The sequence below is a fragment of the Alteromonas gracilis genome (assembly GCF_036870955.2).
Classification (GTDB): Bacteria; Pseudomonadota; Gammaproteobacteria; order Enterobacterales; family Alteromonadaceae; genus Alteromonas; species Alteromonas gracilis_A.
The window spans coordinates 2,085,075-2,100,270 of sequence record NZ_CP145482.2 but is presented as its reverse complement, the minus strand read 5'-3'; the positions used below and the strand labels follow the sequence as shown (position 1 = coordinate 2,100,270).

Genomic DNA, 15,196 nt, shown 5'->3' with positions numbered 1-15,196 from the left:
TGTTAGTTTTACCCGATAAGTAATTTACACTTATCATAACGCTGTTCAGGCTTAAGTTCTTTATAAAAATTACTCACCACATTGTTATTCAATATTCGCTTTTTATGCCCTGTTTTAGGGTCTTCGATATAGGTCGAAATTGTTTTAGGTTGGTCTGCATATCCAAACCATGAAATATTGAATGCACAAAGCTTTGGGAAAAAATACATATTTCGAACTGCGGGAATGTGATGGTGGATCCACCATGCAAGTGACGTCCAGTCTCCTGTTTGCTCATAATACTCAAGGTAAGTAGGTATTACGATACAGGCTGTTGCACCAGGGTATTTATTGCCGTCTACCGCAGTTCCTTCTACATCCCAAATATGCCCACCGTAATTCCTGTCGTTTGTTGAGCAACTTGCTCCTATTTCATTACCTGCCTGGTTTACCTCTTCACTACGAAACGCTGAACGTACGTGTATTCGCCCCCATGCAGCTTGAATAGGCTCAAGCACATTCTCACATAAGCCCTTGCTAAGCCTCGATTGCTAATTCCTTATTGTTCGGGACGTTGTTTAGGCCAAGCACTGAAGCCGTTTCTGAGAACAGAAAATCACGCATAAAAAAGTGCTTAGATAATCTAACGCGTGCAAAATCGTTTAATGATTCAATTTGAGATTTACTCAAAACCTTACTCCTTTTCTTGTTTATCCATTTTGTATATCGATTTGCCAAATACGTAATCGGCCCACCACTGCATCATTTCTTTACGTTCATCTAAATACCTGGCATGGTGAGTATATGCGGCGCGGACACCGTTTCTCTCCATATGTGATAATTGTCGTTCAATAGCGTCTGGATTGAAGCCTTGCTCATTCAAAATGGATGACGCTGTAGCGCGAAAACCATGAGGATTGGCTTTCGCTTTACCTGGCTTGGTGCCATCGTACCCCATCTTAAATATTGCCCTGCGCATGGTATTATCAGACATGGGCTCGTTTCTATCTCGTTCTGAGGGAAACAATAGCGGATACTGGTGAGTAATAGGACGGATCTTATCAATGACTTCTGATGCTTGCTTTGATAACGGCACAATATGCTCCGAGCGCATTTTCATACGCTCGGCGGGAATACGCCAAATATTATCTTCAAAATTAAACTCATCCCACCGAGCTCCACGAAGTTCGCCAGGGCGAACAAAGGTTAGCACGAGCAGTTGAATAGCATACTTGGTTAGCAGCCTGCCCTTTTCTTCATAGGAGGATAAAGCTTTAACAAACGCTGGTAACTGATCTCTTGGTAATGAAGCTCGGTGTTCAACCTTTCGAGATTTCAGTACATCACTTAATTCACTCGCTGGGTTAAAGTTAATCCGCTCAGTCTGCACGGCGTAGCGGCACACGCGGCCGATATCTTGGAGTACTCGCTGAGCAACGTCTAACGCCCCGCGCTTTTCTATGTCTCTTACGGTTTCTATTACATCTCGTGGGCGTATCGTGGATATAGGGCGTTTACCCAGTGCCGTAAACGAGTTCTTTTCCAATCGGAGCCAGACTCTATTAGCGTGTTTTTCGGTCCAGCCGCCGCTTTGCTGCTCCCACCATTCCCTGGCGACGTTCATAAACAAATCTTCGTTTAAACGTTGTTCTTCCCTCACCTTCTCACGCTTTTCTGCTGCGGGATCGATACCAGATTTAACCGTAAGCCTGGCCTGCATAGTTAACTCACGCGCTTTTGATAGCGGTGTTTCAGGATAAGAGCCCAAGGCTAACGTTTTTTGCTTACCAGCAAACCGGTATTTTAAACGCCAGAATTTGTTACCATTGGATTTAACCAATAATCGTAATCCGTCTTTGTCGGATACCCATTGGTCTTTATCAGCTGGCTTGATGGCTTTTATGGCGCGGTCTGTGAGTGGCATGTGGTGCTACCAAGTAAAATTGAACCCAGATAGCACCAACGGTAGCACCACTTTGGTGTAGATTTCAATAGACAACGGAAGACAACCGAAGACAATAAATTGCCTGAAAGGCTTGTTTTTACTGGGTTTAAAAGACTGTAAAAGACAACGTAAGACTAAGAAATGGTGCCCGGGGCCGGACTTGAACCTACACGAACTTGCGTTCGAGGGATTTTAAATCCCTTGTGTCTACCAATTTCACCACCCGGGCATCGGGTTGCTTTTCAGCAAGGTGTCAGGCGTAGTACCTGATGCTGCGTTGCAGCGTATGGAGGCGGAACCCGGAGTCGAACCGAGATAGACGGATTTGCAATCCGCTGCATAGCCATTCTGCCATTCCGCCAGTGCGACTGGCGCTAATTAAGGTAACTCGTAAAGAGATTGGAGCGGGAAACGAGATTCGAACTCGCGACCCCGACCTTGGCAAGGTCGTGCTCTACCAACTGAGCTATTCCCGCATACCTTAATCGTACATTTCGTTTCGGTGATGTCCTCTCGAAATGTGGGGTGCATTCTACCTACCAATACAAAACTGTCAATACGAAAAAACGTTTAAATTGAGATAAATGCGTATTTTTATGATCGTTTGCTATTTTTTTATTCACATTGATTAATGTACGATCAATTTCCTTTTAACGCACTACCTCGAAGGTGTGGCCAAGCTGCTTTTGTATAAACAATCATTGACCAAATTGACAGCACTGCTGCGATATAAAGAAGAATATACCCCAGTGTTACCCAATAAATCGGAAAGCCCATAAATGTTTCTAAACCAGAAAGTAGCCCAATTAAGGCCAACATTTGTACAGTCGTTTTAGCTTTACCAATAAATGACACCTTCACAGCGTCTCGAACGCCGTTCGACCCCATCCATTCACGCAATGCTGATACATAAATCTCTCTTACTAAAAGCGCTACTGACGGTAAGGTGATCCATAACGTTGCATAACTGTGAGTAATCATTAATAACGCCGCGCCGACAATAAGTTTGTCTGCAACCGGGTCTAAAAATGCACCAAAAGGCGTAGACTGTTGGAGTTTACGTGCTAAATAACCATCAAACCAATCGGTAATGGCCGCTAGCCAAAAGATAAATGCGCCTGCTTCGTGGGCCCAACGCCAATCAAGAAAATAAACAACAACGAATACAGGAATTAGGATTACTCTGAATAAAGTAATACAGTTTGGAACAGTCCACATACAAAATACATCTCAGTTTTATGCCTCTACGGGCGTTTAGCGCAGCCTTTCAGCTTTCATTCTTTTACCACATTACCTTAATTTCAAACGCAATGCTTGTTGTGCGCGCGTTTTATTGATGCAGGTGGTCATAAATAGTTTCCGCCAACTCTTGGCTAATACCGGGAACACTGGCAATTTCATCCTTACTGGCTTTTTTTAGCCCTTGTAAGCCTCCCATAAACTTTAAAAGCTGTTGTCGACGTTTCGCGCCTATTCCCGGAATACTTTCGAGGCTCGACGTAGTTTTCACTTTTTGACGTCTGTTTCTATGCCCAGTAATGGCAAACCTATGCGACTCGTCACGAATATGCTGAACTAAATGCAGACCAGGAGCATGACTGTCCATCGAGACTACCTCATGACTTCCCGCAAGTATGAGTGTTTCTAAACCTGGCTTTCTTGTTACGCCTTTTGCCACACCTAACAACATAGGTTTTTTATCATGGGGCCAATCCTCAAAAAACGCTTCAGCTTGCGCAAGTTGTCCCTTACCGCCATCAATAAGAAGCAAGTCGGGGATCTTTTGAACTTCTTTTACTGTTTTATAGCGTCGCTTTAACGCTTGAGCCATCGCAGCATAATCATCACCAGGCGTAATCCCTTCAATGTTGTAACGACGATAGTCACTTTTATGAGGCCCTTCTCGATTGAAAACCACACACGATGCAACGGTTTGTTGTCCTGATGTATGACTGATATCAAAACACTCCATACGCTGAATTGGGACATCGATTTCCAAAGCTTCTTCTAAATCGAGGTACCGTGCAAAGACTGATTTTTGCTGGCTATATTGTGCCTCTAATGCTGTTTTTGCATTGGCCTGCGCAAGTTCAAGATATTTTCGTTTCTCTTCCCTAGCGCCTTTAAAAAACGTAACTTTGTGCCCTGCCTCATAAGCAAGCAGATCTGCTACCACGTCTTGGTCGCTTAGCGTATTTGCAAGTACAATTTGTTTTGGAATGATCTTGTTCCCAGCAAGATAAAACTGGAGGAAGAATGACTCAAATACTTCTTGTTCATCAGCTGTGTTCGGCACTTTTGGGAAAAACGCTTTACTTCCAAGTAGCTGACCGTCGCGGATAAACATTACTTGAATGCATGCCATATTGCCTTTGAATGCAAAACCAAAAACATCCATTTCATCTTGCGTACCTAGCAACCCATTGACGTTCTTGCACTTTACGCAAGGCATTTATTTGGTCTCGATACCGTGCTGCGGCCTCGAAATTTAGCTGCTCACTCGCCTTTTCCATTTTTTCGACAAGGCTGCCAATCACCTGCTGATTTTTGCCTTTTAAAAACAAGCGAGCGAAATTAACCTGCTCTTTATACTCTTCGTCACTGACATACCCTTTTACACAGGGGGCACTGCAGCGCTGCATTTGATATTGAAGACAAGGACGACTGCGGGCGCGATAATAGCTGTCTTCGCATTGTCTTACTGGAAAAATGCGCTGCATTGAACGCAAACTTTCGCGCACCGACCACGCACTTGGGTAAGGGCCAAAATACTCACCTTTTTTCTTTTGTGGCCCGCGGTGGAAAGACAAGCGTGGATGTTCATGATCTGATAAGAAAATGAAGGGATAAGATTTATCGTCCCTCATTACCACGTTATAGCGTGGCTTATATTTCTTAATAAAGTTATTTTCAAGCAAGAACGCCTCGGTCTCACTATTAACAACCGTGACGTCCATTTTTGCTATGTGACTGACAAGAGAGCGTGTTTTGGCGTTATCGACATTGGTTCGAAAATAGCTTGAAACACGCTTTTTTAGATTTTTTGCTTTTCCAACATAAATAACCTCATCCTGGCTATTGTACATACGGTACACACCAGGCTGAGACGTTAAATTCTTAAGAAACGCTGCTGAATCGAATTCTGAAGTTTGTCGCTTTGACATAATGCGTATTAAACGCCTATAGAAGATTGGGGTCGATCAGTTTATGACGAAGCGCAAGGTGAGTAAGTTCAACGTCAGAGGTTACGCCAAGCTTTTCGAACATACGATAACGGTAGGTGTTGACCGTTTTGGCGTTGATACTTAGCTCATTCGCGATGTCTGTTACACGCTGCCCCTTGGTTAGACGAAGCGCAATATTAAGCTCGCGGCTAGATAAATCGTTGAAAGGATTTTCAGAACTCGGTGAAAGTTTACTTACAGCAATACTATTTGCCACTTCACTATCGATGTATTTTTGACCACCCATAACTTTATGGATAGCTAATATAACTTCACTTGGCTCTGCATCTTTAGTTAAAAAGCCATACGCACTAAGCTTCCATAACTTGCATTGGAATGGGGCTTTCTTTGTGCATTGATAAACAAATAACGCGTGTATTCTCTGACATTCTGACAATCTTTCGCGTTGCTTCAAGACCGCCAATACCAGGCATATTTACGTCCATGAGTACCACATCTGGCGCGTCTTTTCGGCACAACTGTACTGCGTCTTCACCGTTCTTTGCTTCAGCAACAATGGTAAAGTCGTTAACATCTTCCAAAATGCGGCGTATCCCTGTTCTGACCAAATCATGATCGTCTGCTAGGATTATTTTTATCACTCTCGTTTCTCACTGACTACAGTTATAAATTATTACAGCATTAAGGGCGACAAGCAGCGTAAATAACGCAAAACTACACCGCCCCTAATAACTTGTCAGTCATCATACCACGAGATACGCTAACGTGAAGTGAAGTTACACGTTTTGAGAATAAATTATTGATATAAAGCTGGTTTACTAAAAAGCACTAGGTAAATCAAACCACAATGCCACTAGTCCACTGCTTGTTTTAATATCAACAATGTCTTTCTCATAAACACCGATAGCATCGCCTTGCGACAGCGTCACGCTTTCATCCTCGCTCCCCACCCTCACGGTTGCGCTTCCGCTGACAATATGCAAATAGCCTTTTCCATCTTGGGTTGATAGCGAAAACTCGTCATTAGCCTCAAGTTGTAATCGGCTTATTGCCGCATCTTGCTTGATCTTAAGCGTATCATCTCGCCCGTCACTACTCACAAGAAGCTCCATTCGCATATCAGAACCGTCAGCTTTCTTTGCATGACCGAACGTCTTTTGCGCATAACCCGGCTCACCGCCTCTCTCATTGGGTACTATCCAAATTTGCAAGAAATTAACCGATTCACTATCCGATGGGTTAAATTCTGAGTGCATTATGCCTTTACCTGCGCTCATCACTTGAATGTCACCCGCATCGGTACGATGTATTCGTTACCCGTATTATCTTTGTGCTTAAGTGCACCTTTAACCACATAAGAAATGATTTCCATGTCTCTGTGACCATGGGTTTCAAATCCTCGTCCAGCTTTTACAACATCGTCGTTAATAACGCGAAGCGCTGAAAACCCCATGTGCTTTGGATCGTAATAATGACCAAAGGAGAAACTATGTTTGCTTTGCAACCAACCAAAATCAACTGCGCCACGTGTTTGTGCTTTTCTTAGATAAATCATAATTTGTCTCCTATCCAGTCCTGTCATCCAATGAAATAAGTGCACAGCTGCCAAAGTGATTAGTCACCTTGTTTTATGCAGGGCAAGTGCGGGATGACTTAGTAATGAGTCCATTATAAACTCTATTTGATAGGATAAAATTTCAATAAATCGCAGCTTTAATTCTAATAAATAGAATGAGAGGCAGGCAGCGTATTAGACATCAAACAAGTCTACGCTGAAAAGTACAAGCGGTTGAGTGCGCGCTCAATGTATAGAGGGTGGCAAGCAAGGTTTAACCGAATAAAGCCGCTAGCATTAAATTGCTCGCCATCGTTACCTATAACACCTCGAGCGATGCACTGCTCAACATGCTTTGCTGGATTGAAGTATTTTGCCCACTCTCCTTCACAAATGACAGGTTCGTTCAAATTCACCCAAAGAAAAAAGCCAGCGCTCCCCATCGTTGCGTTTAGGCGAATTTGATGATGGGTATAGAATCGCGTTACCAGCTTTCGATTAAATGCAATGGCCTTTTTTGTATATTCAAGCCAAGGAAGACCGCGTTGATAGGCACATATTAAGGCCTGCTTCGAGGCAGTATTAGCCTGCAAATGACGCAGGCTAAGTTGATGGCTAAATGCTATCCTTTTTTCTTCATCGGCAATAATTGCGTAGCTAGCGCCAGGAATGCTAGCTAAGTTAAATGCTTTGTTAACACTGTCAATATGCACCAAGCAAGGCGACAAAGATTGACCACTCAGCGCGCCAAATAAAGGTATTGTGGTGGGGTTGTTCTCATCATCAAACCCAATTTCGGCATGAACTTCGTCAGTTATCAACACAATTTCATGCTGTTCGCAGAACGTTATCAGTCGATTTTGACACTGTTTTGAAAGTACAGCACCGTCAGGATTGTTGGGGTGACACAATACAAACGCAGTGGCATCAGCATTTAACTGATCTATGTTAACTTTTCCGTTTTGCAAACTGACGCAATTTACATTGAGATGATTAAGCGTTACAGCCTGATGTAGCGGGCCGTAAGAAGGCGACAATACCATAACGTCATCGCCGGATTTACAGAACGTAGTAAGTGCGACGTTAATTGCACCAATTACACTGGGCACATCGACAACATGCTCGGGTAATACCTGCTCATCAGTGTCATTTGCCGACATGCGCTTTGCATTAAGCCAACTAGAAACCGTACTACCGACAGACAATGATTGATAACCAGTACATTGGACTACCTGTTCGGCGATACCCTCAAGCACGTCTCTTGAAGGGGCAATGTCCATATCCGCAATCCACATGGCTAGACAGTCATGTGGTGCAGAGGGATAGCGCGTTCTTATTTCACTGAATTTAAGTCGCTCACTGTCTTGCTTATTATGAGGTTGCCACTGCCACAACTCTCTGAATGGCGTGAATAAGTCATTTAAGATGTCTAGTACTAGGTGTTTGGTTAACGTCCATGTCGTTTACGCTATTTCACTTTTTGGAATACGTTAAATTCTGAAAGTGTATGCTGAAACTTACGTTTAGTCTCCCTAATAACAAACGGGATAGACTCTGGCTCACCAACTCTTACAAAGGTGTCACCTAACGTTTGTTCAAGTGCTTGTGTAGAACTAAGCGTCTCACCATTTTCGTCTTTGTAACCACCTAACCACTCTTTGCGCTCGGTGTATTCTTCAAGCCAGGTAAAGGGACTAGCAACAACAAGTAGTCCTCCCGGGTTCAAGCGAAGCGCCATGTCATTGAGTACTTTTCGAGGGCTGTATACTCGATCAATCAAATTACCCATGAAAATAAGGTCATAGCCAGTGAAATGCTCCTTCAGGTTACACGCGTCGCCTTGGGCGAAGCTAACCTTGTCAGTAACATTTGCCAACCCCAATGAAGAGAGTTTGCGCGATTTGAATGACGTAAGTTCACCTTCCTCAATAAGGTTATAACGAATTTCTCCTCGTTCCTGCATGTCAAAGGCAGTCTTAATAAAGCGAGCAGAGAAATCAACGCCATCAACGCGGTCAAAGAAAGTAGCTAGCTCAAATGTAGAGCGCCCAACTGCACATCCCAAATCCAGGGCTTTTGCATTACCGCCTTTACCAACTTGTCGCATCTTGGCAATGCAAAATTCAGCACTCGCCTTTGCAAAGTTAGCAACACCATAATACTCGTCACCATAGTGAAACTCGCTGTACTGCGAAACTTGAGTGTCGCTCTCATAATCAAAATCGTTCACGTTAATCACACTCTCACTTTGTATGTATCGAAAGCCCGCATGCTGGAAAAAATGACGTCTAAAGGCGTAACGACTATCTTTCATTGCCTCATTCCCAGTGGACACCCAACTACCGCCTTTAAACAGATTGTGCTTATTATCGTAAGTCGGTGTGGTGAAATCGTCATAAAGTGGATGCACTTTAAAACCTTCAAACGGATAGATAGGGGTTTCCGTCCACTGCCACACATTACCGACTACATCAAAAAAATCACCTGATCGGTTTACATTTACAGGCTCACTCGACGCGTATTTCTGCAAGGCAATGTTAAAGCCACTATCGTAGTAATCTTGCGTAACGCCCGCTAGCGATCTGATTGCTAACCACTCATTCTCTGTTGGTAAGCGAATAGCACGGCCCAGCTTTTCACTTTTGTAATTACAAAAGGCCTTTGCTTCATGGTAATTGACGTCTACTGCCAATCTAGTGGAAGAGCATGCTCTTCCAACATACTTCTGTAACGATAGCCCGTATCAGTCTTCACCCAAAACACAGGGTGCGAAGCCTGCGTGTATTCGCGCCACTTGTTCCCCTCTTCTTCCCAATAATCAGCATTTTGGTAACCACCTTCTTCAACAAACGCTAAAAATTCGCCGTTGCTTACAATATGTTTGGCTGCGCTAAACGCTTTAACCTCTTCATTTTGAATGCCGTATTCATTGTCCCAACCGTAGTAATCGTCATCCCACGTTTTTTCGCTTTCTATTTTGGTTGATGGTACGTCAACAAAACTATTTGCAGGCACCTGGTCACGCTGAACAACATAATGTGGACATGACGGCCAATCGTTACTTGGTTTTACGTACCTAAGTGGTAGTTGCCTTATCAGAACAGAAGATGTTTCTAAATGAATACGTTCATGCTCAATCCCCATGATGACGGGCCACATTGGGTTTTCCCAGTCAATTGGCATACTGAACGGCATAGTATCGATAAGATCAGTCACCAATGTTCTAACTTGATTACGATATTGTCGAACTTCTTCAACATTGGGCCAATCATAATTTTCATCATTAAGGTCATCCCAGCTCATCTCATCAACACCAATCGCAAACAACGATTCGAACTTGGGATTAATCCGTTCATTAATGGTCTTTGCTAGCACCAGCTTATTAATAAAAAATGTTGAGGTATGCCCGAAATAAAAAATAAGGGGATGCCTTAACTTTTCAGGGCGCTCATAAAAAGCCCCATCATTAGCAAGACAAGAGAAAAGTGATTCATAGGTATTGAATGAATCAAGAAAATACGCCTTTATCTCGGCACGTTTTTGCTCGACAGTTCCCTTCCTTAGGTTAAGCGTTGGCAATGCTTGCATACTATCCTCTCGGGTTCTTATAGTTCGATTGCTAAACACACAAAGCGCCTTGGTTAGCAAGGCAGAAATGAAAAGATGCTGTTATACACAACGCCATCACGGTGCTATTGCAGATAAGCGGAATACATACTCTGTGTAGAAACAATTTAGTTTTATCAGGCTTTTATGAACAAAGCACGACATCTTTGGGTCAACTAGTAGAATGTTTGTAATTACAAAATAGAGACACGATGAGATCAGATTTTCTTTCACACTTTTTTCGAGGCATAAAAAACCCGCAACAATGTGCGGGCTTTTCGAATGTGGCGTGAGGGATTCACTCGCGCCGTCCTTGGCGCTCGCCCTGCGGGCAACCTTCGGTTGTGCAAAACGGCATTCCTGCCGTTTTGTCGAACAGCGGGGCTTCTCACCCCTCACTCATGGATACTGTTTTCGAGGCATAAAAAAAACCCGCAACAATGTGCGGGTTTTTCGAATGTGGCGGAGAGTGAGGGATTCGAACCCCCGGTGGGTTTGACCCCACGTCTGATTTCAAGTCAGGTGCATTAAACCGGGCTCTGCCAACTCTCCTGAAGTGCTGCGTATAATAATGGTTTTATCGCCGCTGTAAAGTACAAATTCAATTAAATCAATCAAGTGGTCAAATGTTTACCAGTCCAAAGGGTAAACTGTATAAAATTAAAACAGATTGCGTTTACTTTCATACGCGTTCCTTCGGCGGCACCAATCGTTCCCGACGATTGGTCGAACGCGGGCTTCTCACCCCTCACTCATGGATACTGTTTTCGAGGCATAAAAAAACCCGCAACAATGTGCGGGTTTTTCGAATGTGGCGGAGAGTGAGGGATTCGAACCCCCGGTGGGTTTGACCCCACGTCTGATTTCAAGTCAGGTGCATTAAACCGGGCTCTGCCAACTCTCCTGAAGTGCTGCGTATAATAATGAAATAATTTTCACTGTAAAGCGCTAATTTCAACTAAAGCACCCAAGTGCTTATTTGACAATCAATATGAACAAGATTTGACTAGTTAAAGATAACCATTTGCGTTGAAATGCTACTTAATCTTCAATCAGACCAAACAAACATGCTTGCAGGTTTGCCAAGAAGGGTTAGACCGTAGTACTGATCAGCAGCTCGCTCGTTTGCGCCATAACAAACATGTAGCGGTAATAAGTGTTCTTCTCTTGGATGAGCAAAGGTTGCCTGCGGTGCTTTCTTCCAATTAACTAGCGCCTGCTCCCTGTCTATTTCAACCGTCTCATTAGTACACATTGTCCTTTGTAACCAGTCATCAAACTGAAAAGCTCGTTCGTACGATTGCTCGTCTTTTTGAAAAAACGCTGTCATGTTATGAAATGAAGAACCTGAACCAAGCAATAAAATATTATCAACGCCGTCAAATTTCAGCGCATGTCGTAACGTCTGACCCAATTTAATGTGCAAGTTAGGGTCAAGGGTATTCTTTAAAGATACTTGGATACACGGGATATCTGCGTTTGGATACATAATTGATAACGGCACAAACATACCATGATCGTACCCTCTTTCTTTGTCTAAGCGAGACGCTATACCATGTTCGTTTATAACGTTATTGAGATAATCTGCTAGCGTACTGTTTCCCCTAGCTGGATACGTAATTCTATACGCCTCTTCTGGAAATCCATAATAGTCGTAATACATGGCAGGCGTGTCATTGGACTGTATTGAAATAAATGGTGATTCCCAGTGCGCACTAATAACAATGATTAGGTCTGGTGTCGCGATATCGTGGCTCAATCTTTTTAACACAGAAACCATTTCGTCGTGTTGACTGTCTCCCAGAAGTGGAAGTGGACCACCGCCGTGAGAAATATATGCAGTTGTTAACACTGTCACATTCCTTAAGCTTGGCAAGTAGAAAAGTAAAACCCAAATCAGCAGAGATTAAACATCTCTGCCGAATTAATGGATATGGGCACTATTCAAATTTGCTTGCTAAGGCTTTGTCTATAGATAGCTTGCCGCCGCCTTGAATAGTTAATGCAACAGATATTGCTAATAACGAAAGCGCAAACTCATAGCCATTGTTACTCATGAACAAGCCATTGCTAATATGTACGCTAAAAATAGCAATAACCATGGTAAAGGCGCTCACTAAAGCTGCTGGACGTGTTAAAAACCCAAGAATTAACGCTATACCGCCAAAAAATTCCGCACTTCCCGCAAGCAATGCCATTAAGAAACCTGGTGCTAGGCCAATACTTTCCATCCACTGGCCCGTGCCTTCAAGGCCGTATCCACCAAACCATGCAAACAATTTCTGTGCGCCATGTGCCGCTAAAATGATGCTAGGTTGGTACACGTAGTGCTAGGTTTGCTGCGCTATTGTTTGTAGAAAATAGTTTGTTTAGTAATTGCTTGTTCATAATTGTTTCCTCAATATTTCGATGTTATTTAGTTTGTTAGCCCGGTTGGCTAACGGTATGGATAAAGAATAGTCTCCAACGTATATTGAATAAATGGTCAAATTATTGAATTATTACCAACATATTGTTGACAATTAACTCTCAAGCACCTGTATGGACAGAATAGATTTATTTAAAACCTTTACCGTAGTGGCAACTGAGGGAAGTTTCACTAGAGCAGCCGAGAAAATGAACACTTCTAACCAATTAGTGAGTAAATATATAGCGCAATTGGAAAAGCAACTTGATGTGAGACTTTTCAATAGGACGACGCGAAAGATTCATTTAACAGAGGCTGGCCAGCAAGCCTTACAACATGCCAAGCATATACTTGAAAGTATAAATGATATGGAGGGCCAGTTAGGCCTCTTAAATACGCAGGCAAAAGGCGTTTTACACGTCAGTGCGCCTGTCTCTTTTTCAACATTACACCTTTCTTCGTGCTTGGGTGCCTTTCAGCACGCCCACCCAAACGTACAAGTAAATTTGCAGCTAAATGATAGAAAGGTCGATGTGATTGATGAAGGGTTTGATGTCGCGTTAAGAGCAGGACAACTTTCCAGTTCTTCACTAGTGGCAATTAAAATAACCAATATTAGACTCGTGCTTTGTGCCTCTCCTACTTACTTGGAGAAATTTGGTACGCCTTCACATCCGTCAGATCTTCACCCCGAACACTATTTAGAATATGCCTACGTGAATTACGAAAATGAAGCATCGGAACTTATTCAAGCGCTTAAAGCGAATGTGCAAAAAAATACGCCACGATTAACCGCCAATAACGGTGAAGTGCTAACCGATGTTGCCAAACATGGACATGGCTATGTGTTGCAACCTACGTTTATTGCCTATGAGGCCATCAACAAAGGTGAGCTTGTGCCAATTCTCGAGGAGTACGTGCCACAAGCTATTGCGCTATATGCCGTGTACCCTCATCGAAAATTGGTCTCGAACAAGTTGCGTGTATTTATTGATTTCCTAAAAGACTATTTCGCAAGCACACCTTACTGGGACAAATGAACCACTCTACCTAAACGATGCCATGATGGCTGGTACACCTGTAAACATGCCAATCAGCGCCATTACTGTACATAGCACGATAAAAGTAATGCCCGGAACCAGCCAACGACCTCATACTTTAGTGAAGTGGTATCAATCAAACTCACAATTAGGTTGCCCTTTGAAGCAAACAGACCCAACAATTGATGTATCCTGCGGATCTATTGTTGTGTTTGTCATATCACTGATGAAATCTGCCAACAACGCTTCATCGGTCATAGCCATCATTTGAATATGACTTAACGATTTATATTGCCGTACAAGCGCATTCTTTTTCTCTGAATGCATTAAATCAATATTGCCGCCTACGACTTCGTCGTTTAAAGACATGTAAACACGTATCTTATGAGCTCTGCTTAACGCAAGGTTATGGGCAACGTTAATGTCAGATGGCGACAGGTTTGCGCTTTGAAGGACATTATCAGTAGCATTTTTTATGTCTTCACTGTCTACTAACCAACTAAGGGCATGGTCATTTTTGTATTTATTAAATAAAGCCACAGCAGATTCAGTAAAGTTAAGCATTGGCGCAACTAAGTAGAGGTTTGAATTATCGAGCCTTGCGGTAAGACGGCTTGCTGCAATGGCTCCCATTGAATAACCAACCACATGTATTTTCTTAGCAGGATGTTCATTAACAAAGTGCGCTATGGGGTCGACACTCCCCAAACCAAATGCGAAGCTTTCACCAGACTCTGGCTTAGGAGCCACAACAACCATCGCACCGCTAACGTGTGCCAGCCAATGTTCTAGTAGGACAACAAGCTTTGGCTCCATCATATACCCAGGAAACACAATAATAAGCTCATCGTGAATTACTTGAGTGATAAGCGGTTCGTCGTTGCCCTCATATGTCCATTTTATACCTTTGTTCTCATCAAAGAGCTCGAACTCAAGACTGATATCATTTTTGCCAATTCTATTTGAAGCATTACGCACGACATAAAGGGAAACACAGTTATCCTTGTTACTACACACTGATTTAGTGTCGACAATTTGGCTCAGATCACCCTTAATCTGTTGAGATTCCGGGTTTGCAATACGATAGGCAATAATTGACGCACAGCCGTTGATCAAACTGAGACTGACGAAAAAAGCACATACACGAAGAAACACAAAAGAAAGGGGAAGTTTTTTCGGATTAGGCAACGTATCCATGTAAGCCCTTGGTGTATCAATAGTTTCCGTCACACTATTACATAAGTATTCGCCTAACAAGTAAAATAGACAAATCTTTTTAGGCATAAAAAAACCCGTAGCAATGTGCGGGTTTTTCGAATGTGGCGTGAGGGATGTGCTCGGGTACTTCCTGTACCCGCCCCTACGGGCGCCTACGGCGGCACCAATCGTTCCCGACGATTGGTCGAACACGGGCTTCTCTTCAAGTCCGCACTTTCCTTCAAACAAAACAAAAACGCCCCGCATTGCTGCGAGGCGTTT

The 15,196-nt window shown here is 43.1% G+C and carries 8 protein-coding genes, 5 tRNA genes and 5 pseudogenes; 1 reads left to right on the top strand and 17 read right to left on the bottom strand.

Annotation, left to right across the window (positions count from 1 at the left end; translation table 11 throughout):
- Window positions 1–8: 8 nt before the first annotated feature.
- The 16 genes and pseudogenes from V6N89_RS10270 to V6N89_RS10195 form a co-directional block, all read right to left on the bottom strand.
- Window positions 9–497: a hypothetical protein gene (locus V6N89_RS10270; protein ID WP_346993728.1), complete on the bottom strand. Its 489-nt coding sequence runs from the start codon at window positions 495–497 to the stop codon at window positions 9–11.
- A 19-nt stretch (window positions 498–516) separates the two neighbouring features.
- Entirely contained in the window at window positions 517–669 is a 153-nt protein-coding gene (locus V6N89_RS10265; RefSeq protein WP_338517453.1) for a hypothetical protein, read from the bottom strand.
- Between the two features lie 4 nt (window positions 670–673).
- Window positions 674–1,903 carry a tyrosine-type recombinase/integrase gene (locus V6N89_RS10260; RefSeq protein WP_338517452.1) on the bottom strand — a complete coding sequence of 410 codons (1,230 nt, stop codon included), beginning with the start codon at window positions 1,901–1,903 and terminating at the stop codon, window positions 674–676.
- 163 nt (window positions 1,904–2,066) lie between these two features.
- Window positions 2,067–2,153 (bottom strand) — tRNA-Leu (locus V6N89_RS10255).
- A 58-nt stretch (window positions 2,154–2,211) separates the two neighbouring features.
- Window positions 2,212–2,285 (bottom strand) — tRNA-Cys (locus tag V6N89_RS10250).
- 39 nt (window positions 2,286–2,324) lie between these two features.
- Window positions 2,325–2,400, bottom strand: a tRNA-Gly gene (locus V6N89_RS10245).
- Window positions 2,401–2,563: 163 nt separating this feature from the next.
- On the bottom strand, window positions 2,564–3,142 hold the full coding sequence (pgsA, locus tag V6N89_RS10240; protein ID WP_338517451.1) for a CDP-diacylglycerol--glycerol-3-phosphate 3-phosphatidyltransferase: 579 nt from the start codon (window positions 3,140–3,142) through the stop codon (window positions 2,564–2,566).
- Window positions 3,143–3,254: 112 nt separating this feature from the next.
- Window positions 3,255–5,088 (bottom strand): annotated as a pseudogene (gene uvrC, locus V6N89_RS10235) (excinuclease ABC subunit UvrC).
- 16 nt (window positions 5,089–5,104) lie between these two features.
- A pseudogene (uvrY, locus tag V6N89_RS10230) lies at window positions 5,105–5,750 on the bottom strand (UvrY/SirA/GacA family response regulator transcription factor).
- Window positions 5,751–5,927: 177 nt separating this feature from the next.
- Window positions 5,928–6,664 (bottom strand): annotated as a pseudogene (locus tag V6N89_RS10225) (pirin family protein).
- Window positions 6,665–6,876: 212 nt separating this feature from the next.
- Entirely contained in the window at window positions 6,877–8,058 is a 1,182-nt protein-coding gene (locus tag V6N89_RS10220) for an aminotransferase class I/II-fold pyridoxal phosphate-dependent enzyme (RefSeq protein WP_346993727.1), read from the bottom strand.
- Between the two features lie 74 nt (window positions 8,059–8,132).
- A pseudogene (gene ovoA / locus V6N89_RS10215) lies at window positions 8,133–10,252 on the bottom strand (5-histidylcysteine sulfoxide synthase).
- Window positions 10,253–10,730: 478 nt separating this feature from the next.
- A tRNA-Ser gene (locus V6N89_RS10210) sits at window positions 10,731–10,822 on the bottom strand.
- A 260-nt stretch (window positions 10,823–11,082) separates the two neighbouring features.
- A tRNA-Ser gene (locus tag V6N89_RS10205) sits at window positions 11,083–11,174 on the bottom strand.
- Between the two features lie 144 nt (window positions 11,175–11,318).
- Window positions 11,319–12,122: a DODA-type extradiol aromatic ring-opening family dioxygenase gene (locus tag V6N89_RS10200; RefSeq protein WP_338517449.1), complete on the bottom strand. Its 804-nt coding sequence runs from the start codon at window positions 12,120–12,122 to the stop codon at window positions 11,319–11,321.
- Between the two features lie 88 nt (window positions 12,123–12,210).
- A pseudogene (locus V6N89_RS10195) lies at window positions 12,211–12,658 on the bottom strand (DoxX family protein).
- A gap of 153 nt (window positions 12,659–12,811) precedes the next feature.
- Between V6N89_RS10195 and V6N89_RS10190 the strand changes: the two are divergent.
- Window positions 12,812–13,717 (top strand): LysR family transcriptional regulator, encoded by a 906-nt coding sequence (locus V6N89_RS10190; RefSeq protein WP_338517448.1) that lies wholly within the window; start codon window positions 12,812–12,814, stop codon window positions 13,715–13,717.
- A 132-nt stretch (window positions 13,718–13,849) separates the two neighbouring features.
- On the opposite strand, the gene V6N89_RS10185 is transcribed toward V6N89_RS10190, so the two are convergent.
- A complete protein-coding gene (locus V6N89_RS10185; RefSeq protein WP_338517447.1) occupies window positions 13,850–15,163 on the bottom strand; it encodes an alpha/beta hydrolase in 1,314 nt (437 codons plus the stop codon).
- Window positions 15,164–15,196: the final 33 nt, after the last annotated feature.

Coding starts and splice junctions, on each gene's coding strand:
- V6N89_RS10190 (WP_338517448.1), top strand. CDS start 12,812: ATGGACAGAATAGATTTATTTAAAACCTTTACCGTAGTGGCAACTGAG.
- pgsA (WP_338517451.1), bottom strand. CDS start 3,142: ATGTGGACTGTTCCAAACTGTATTACTTTATTCAGAGTAATCCTAATT.
- V6N89_RS10260 (WP_338517452.1), bottom strand. CDS start 1,903: ATGCCACTCACAGACCGCGCCATAAAAGCCATCAAGCCAGCTGATAAA.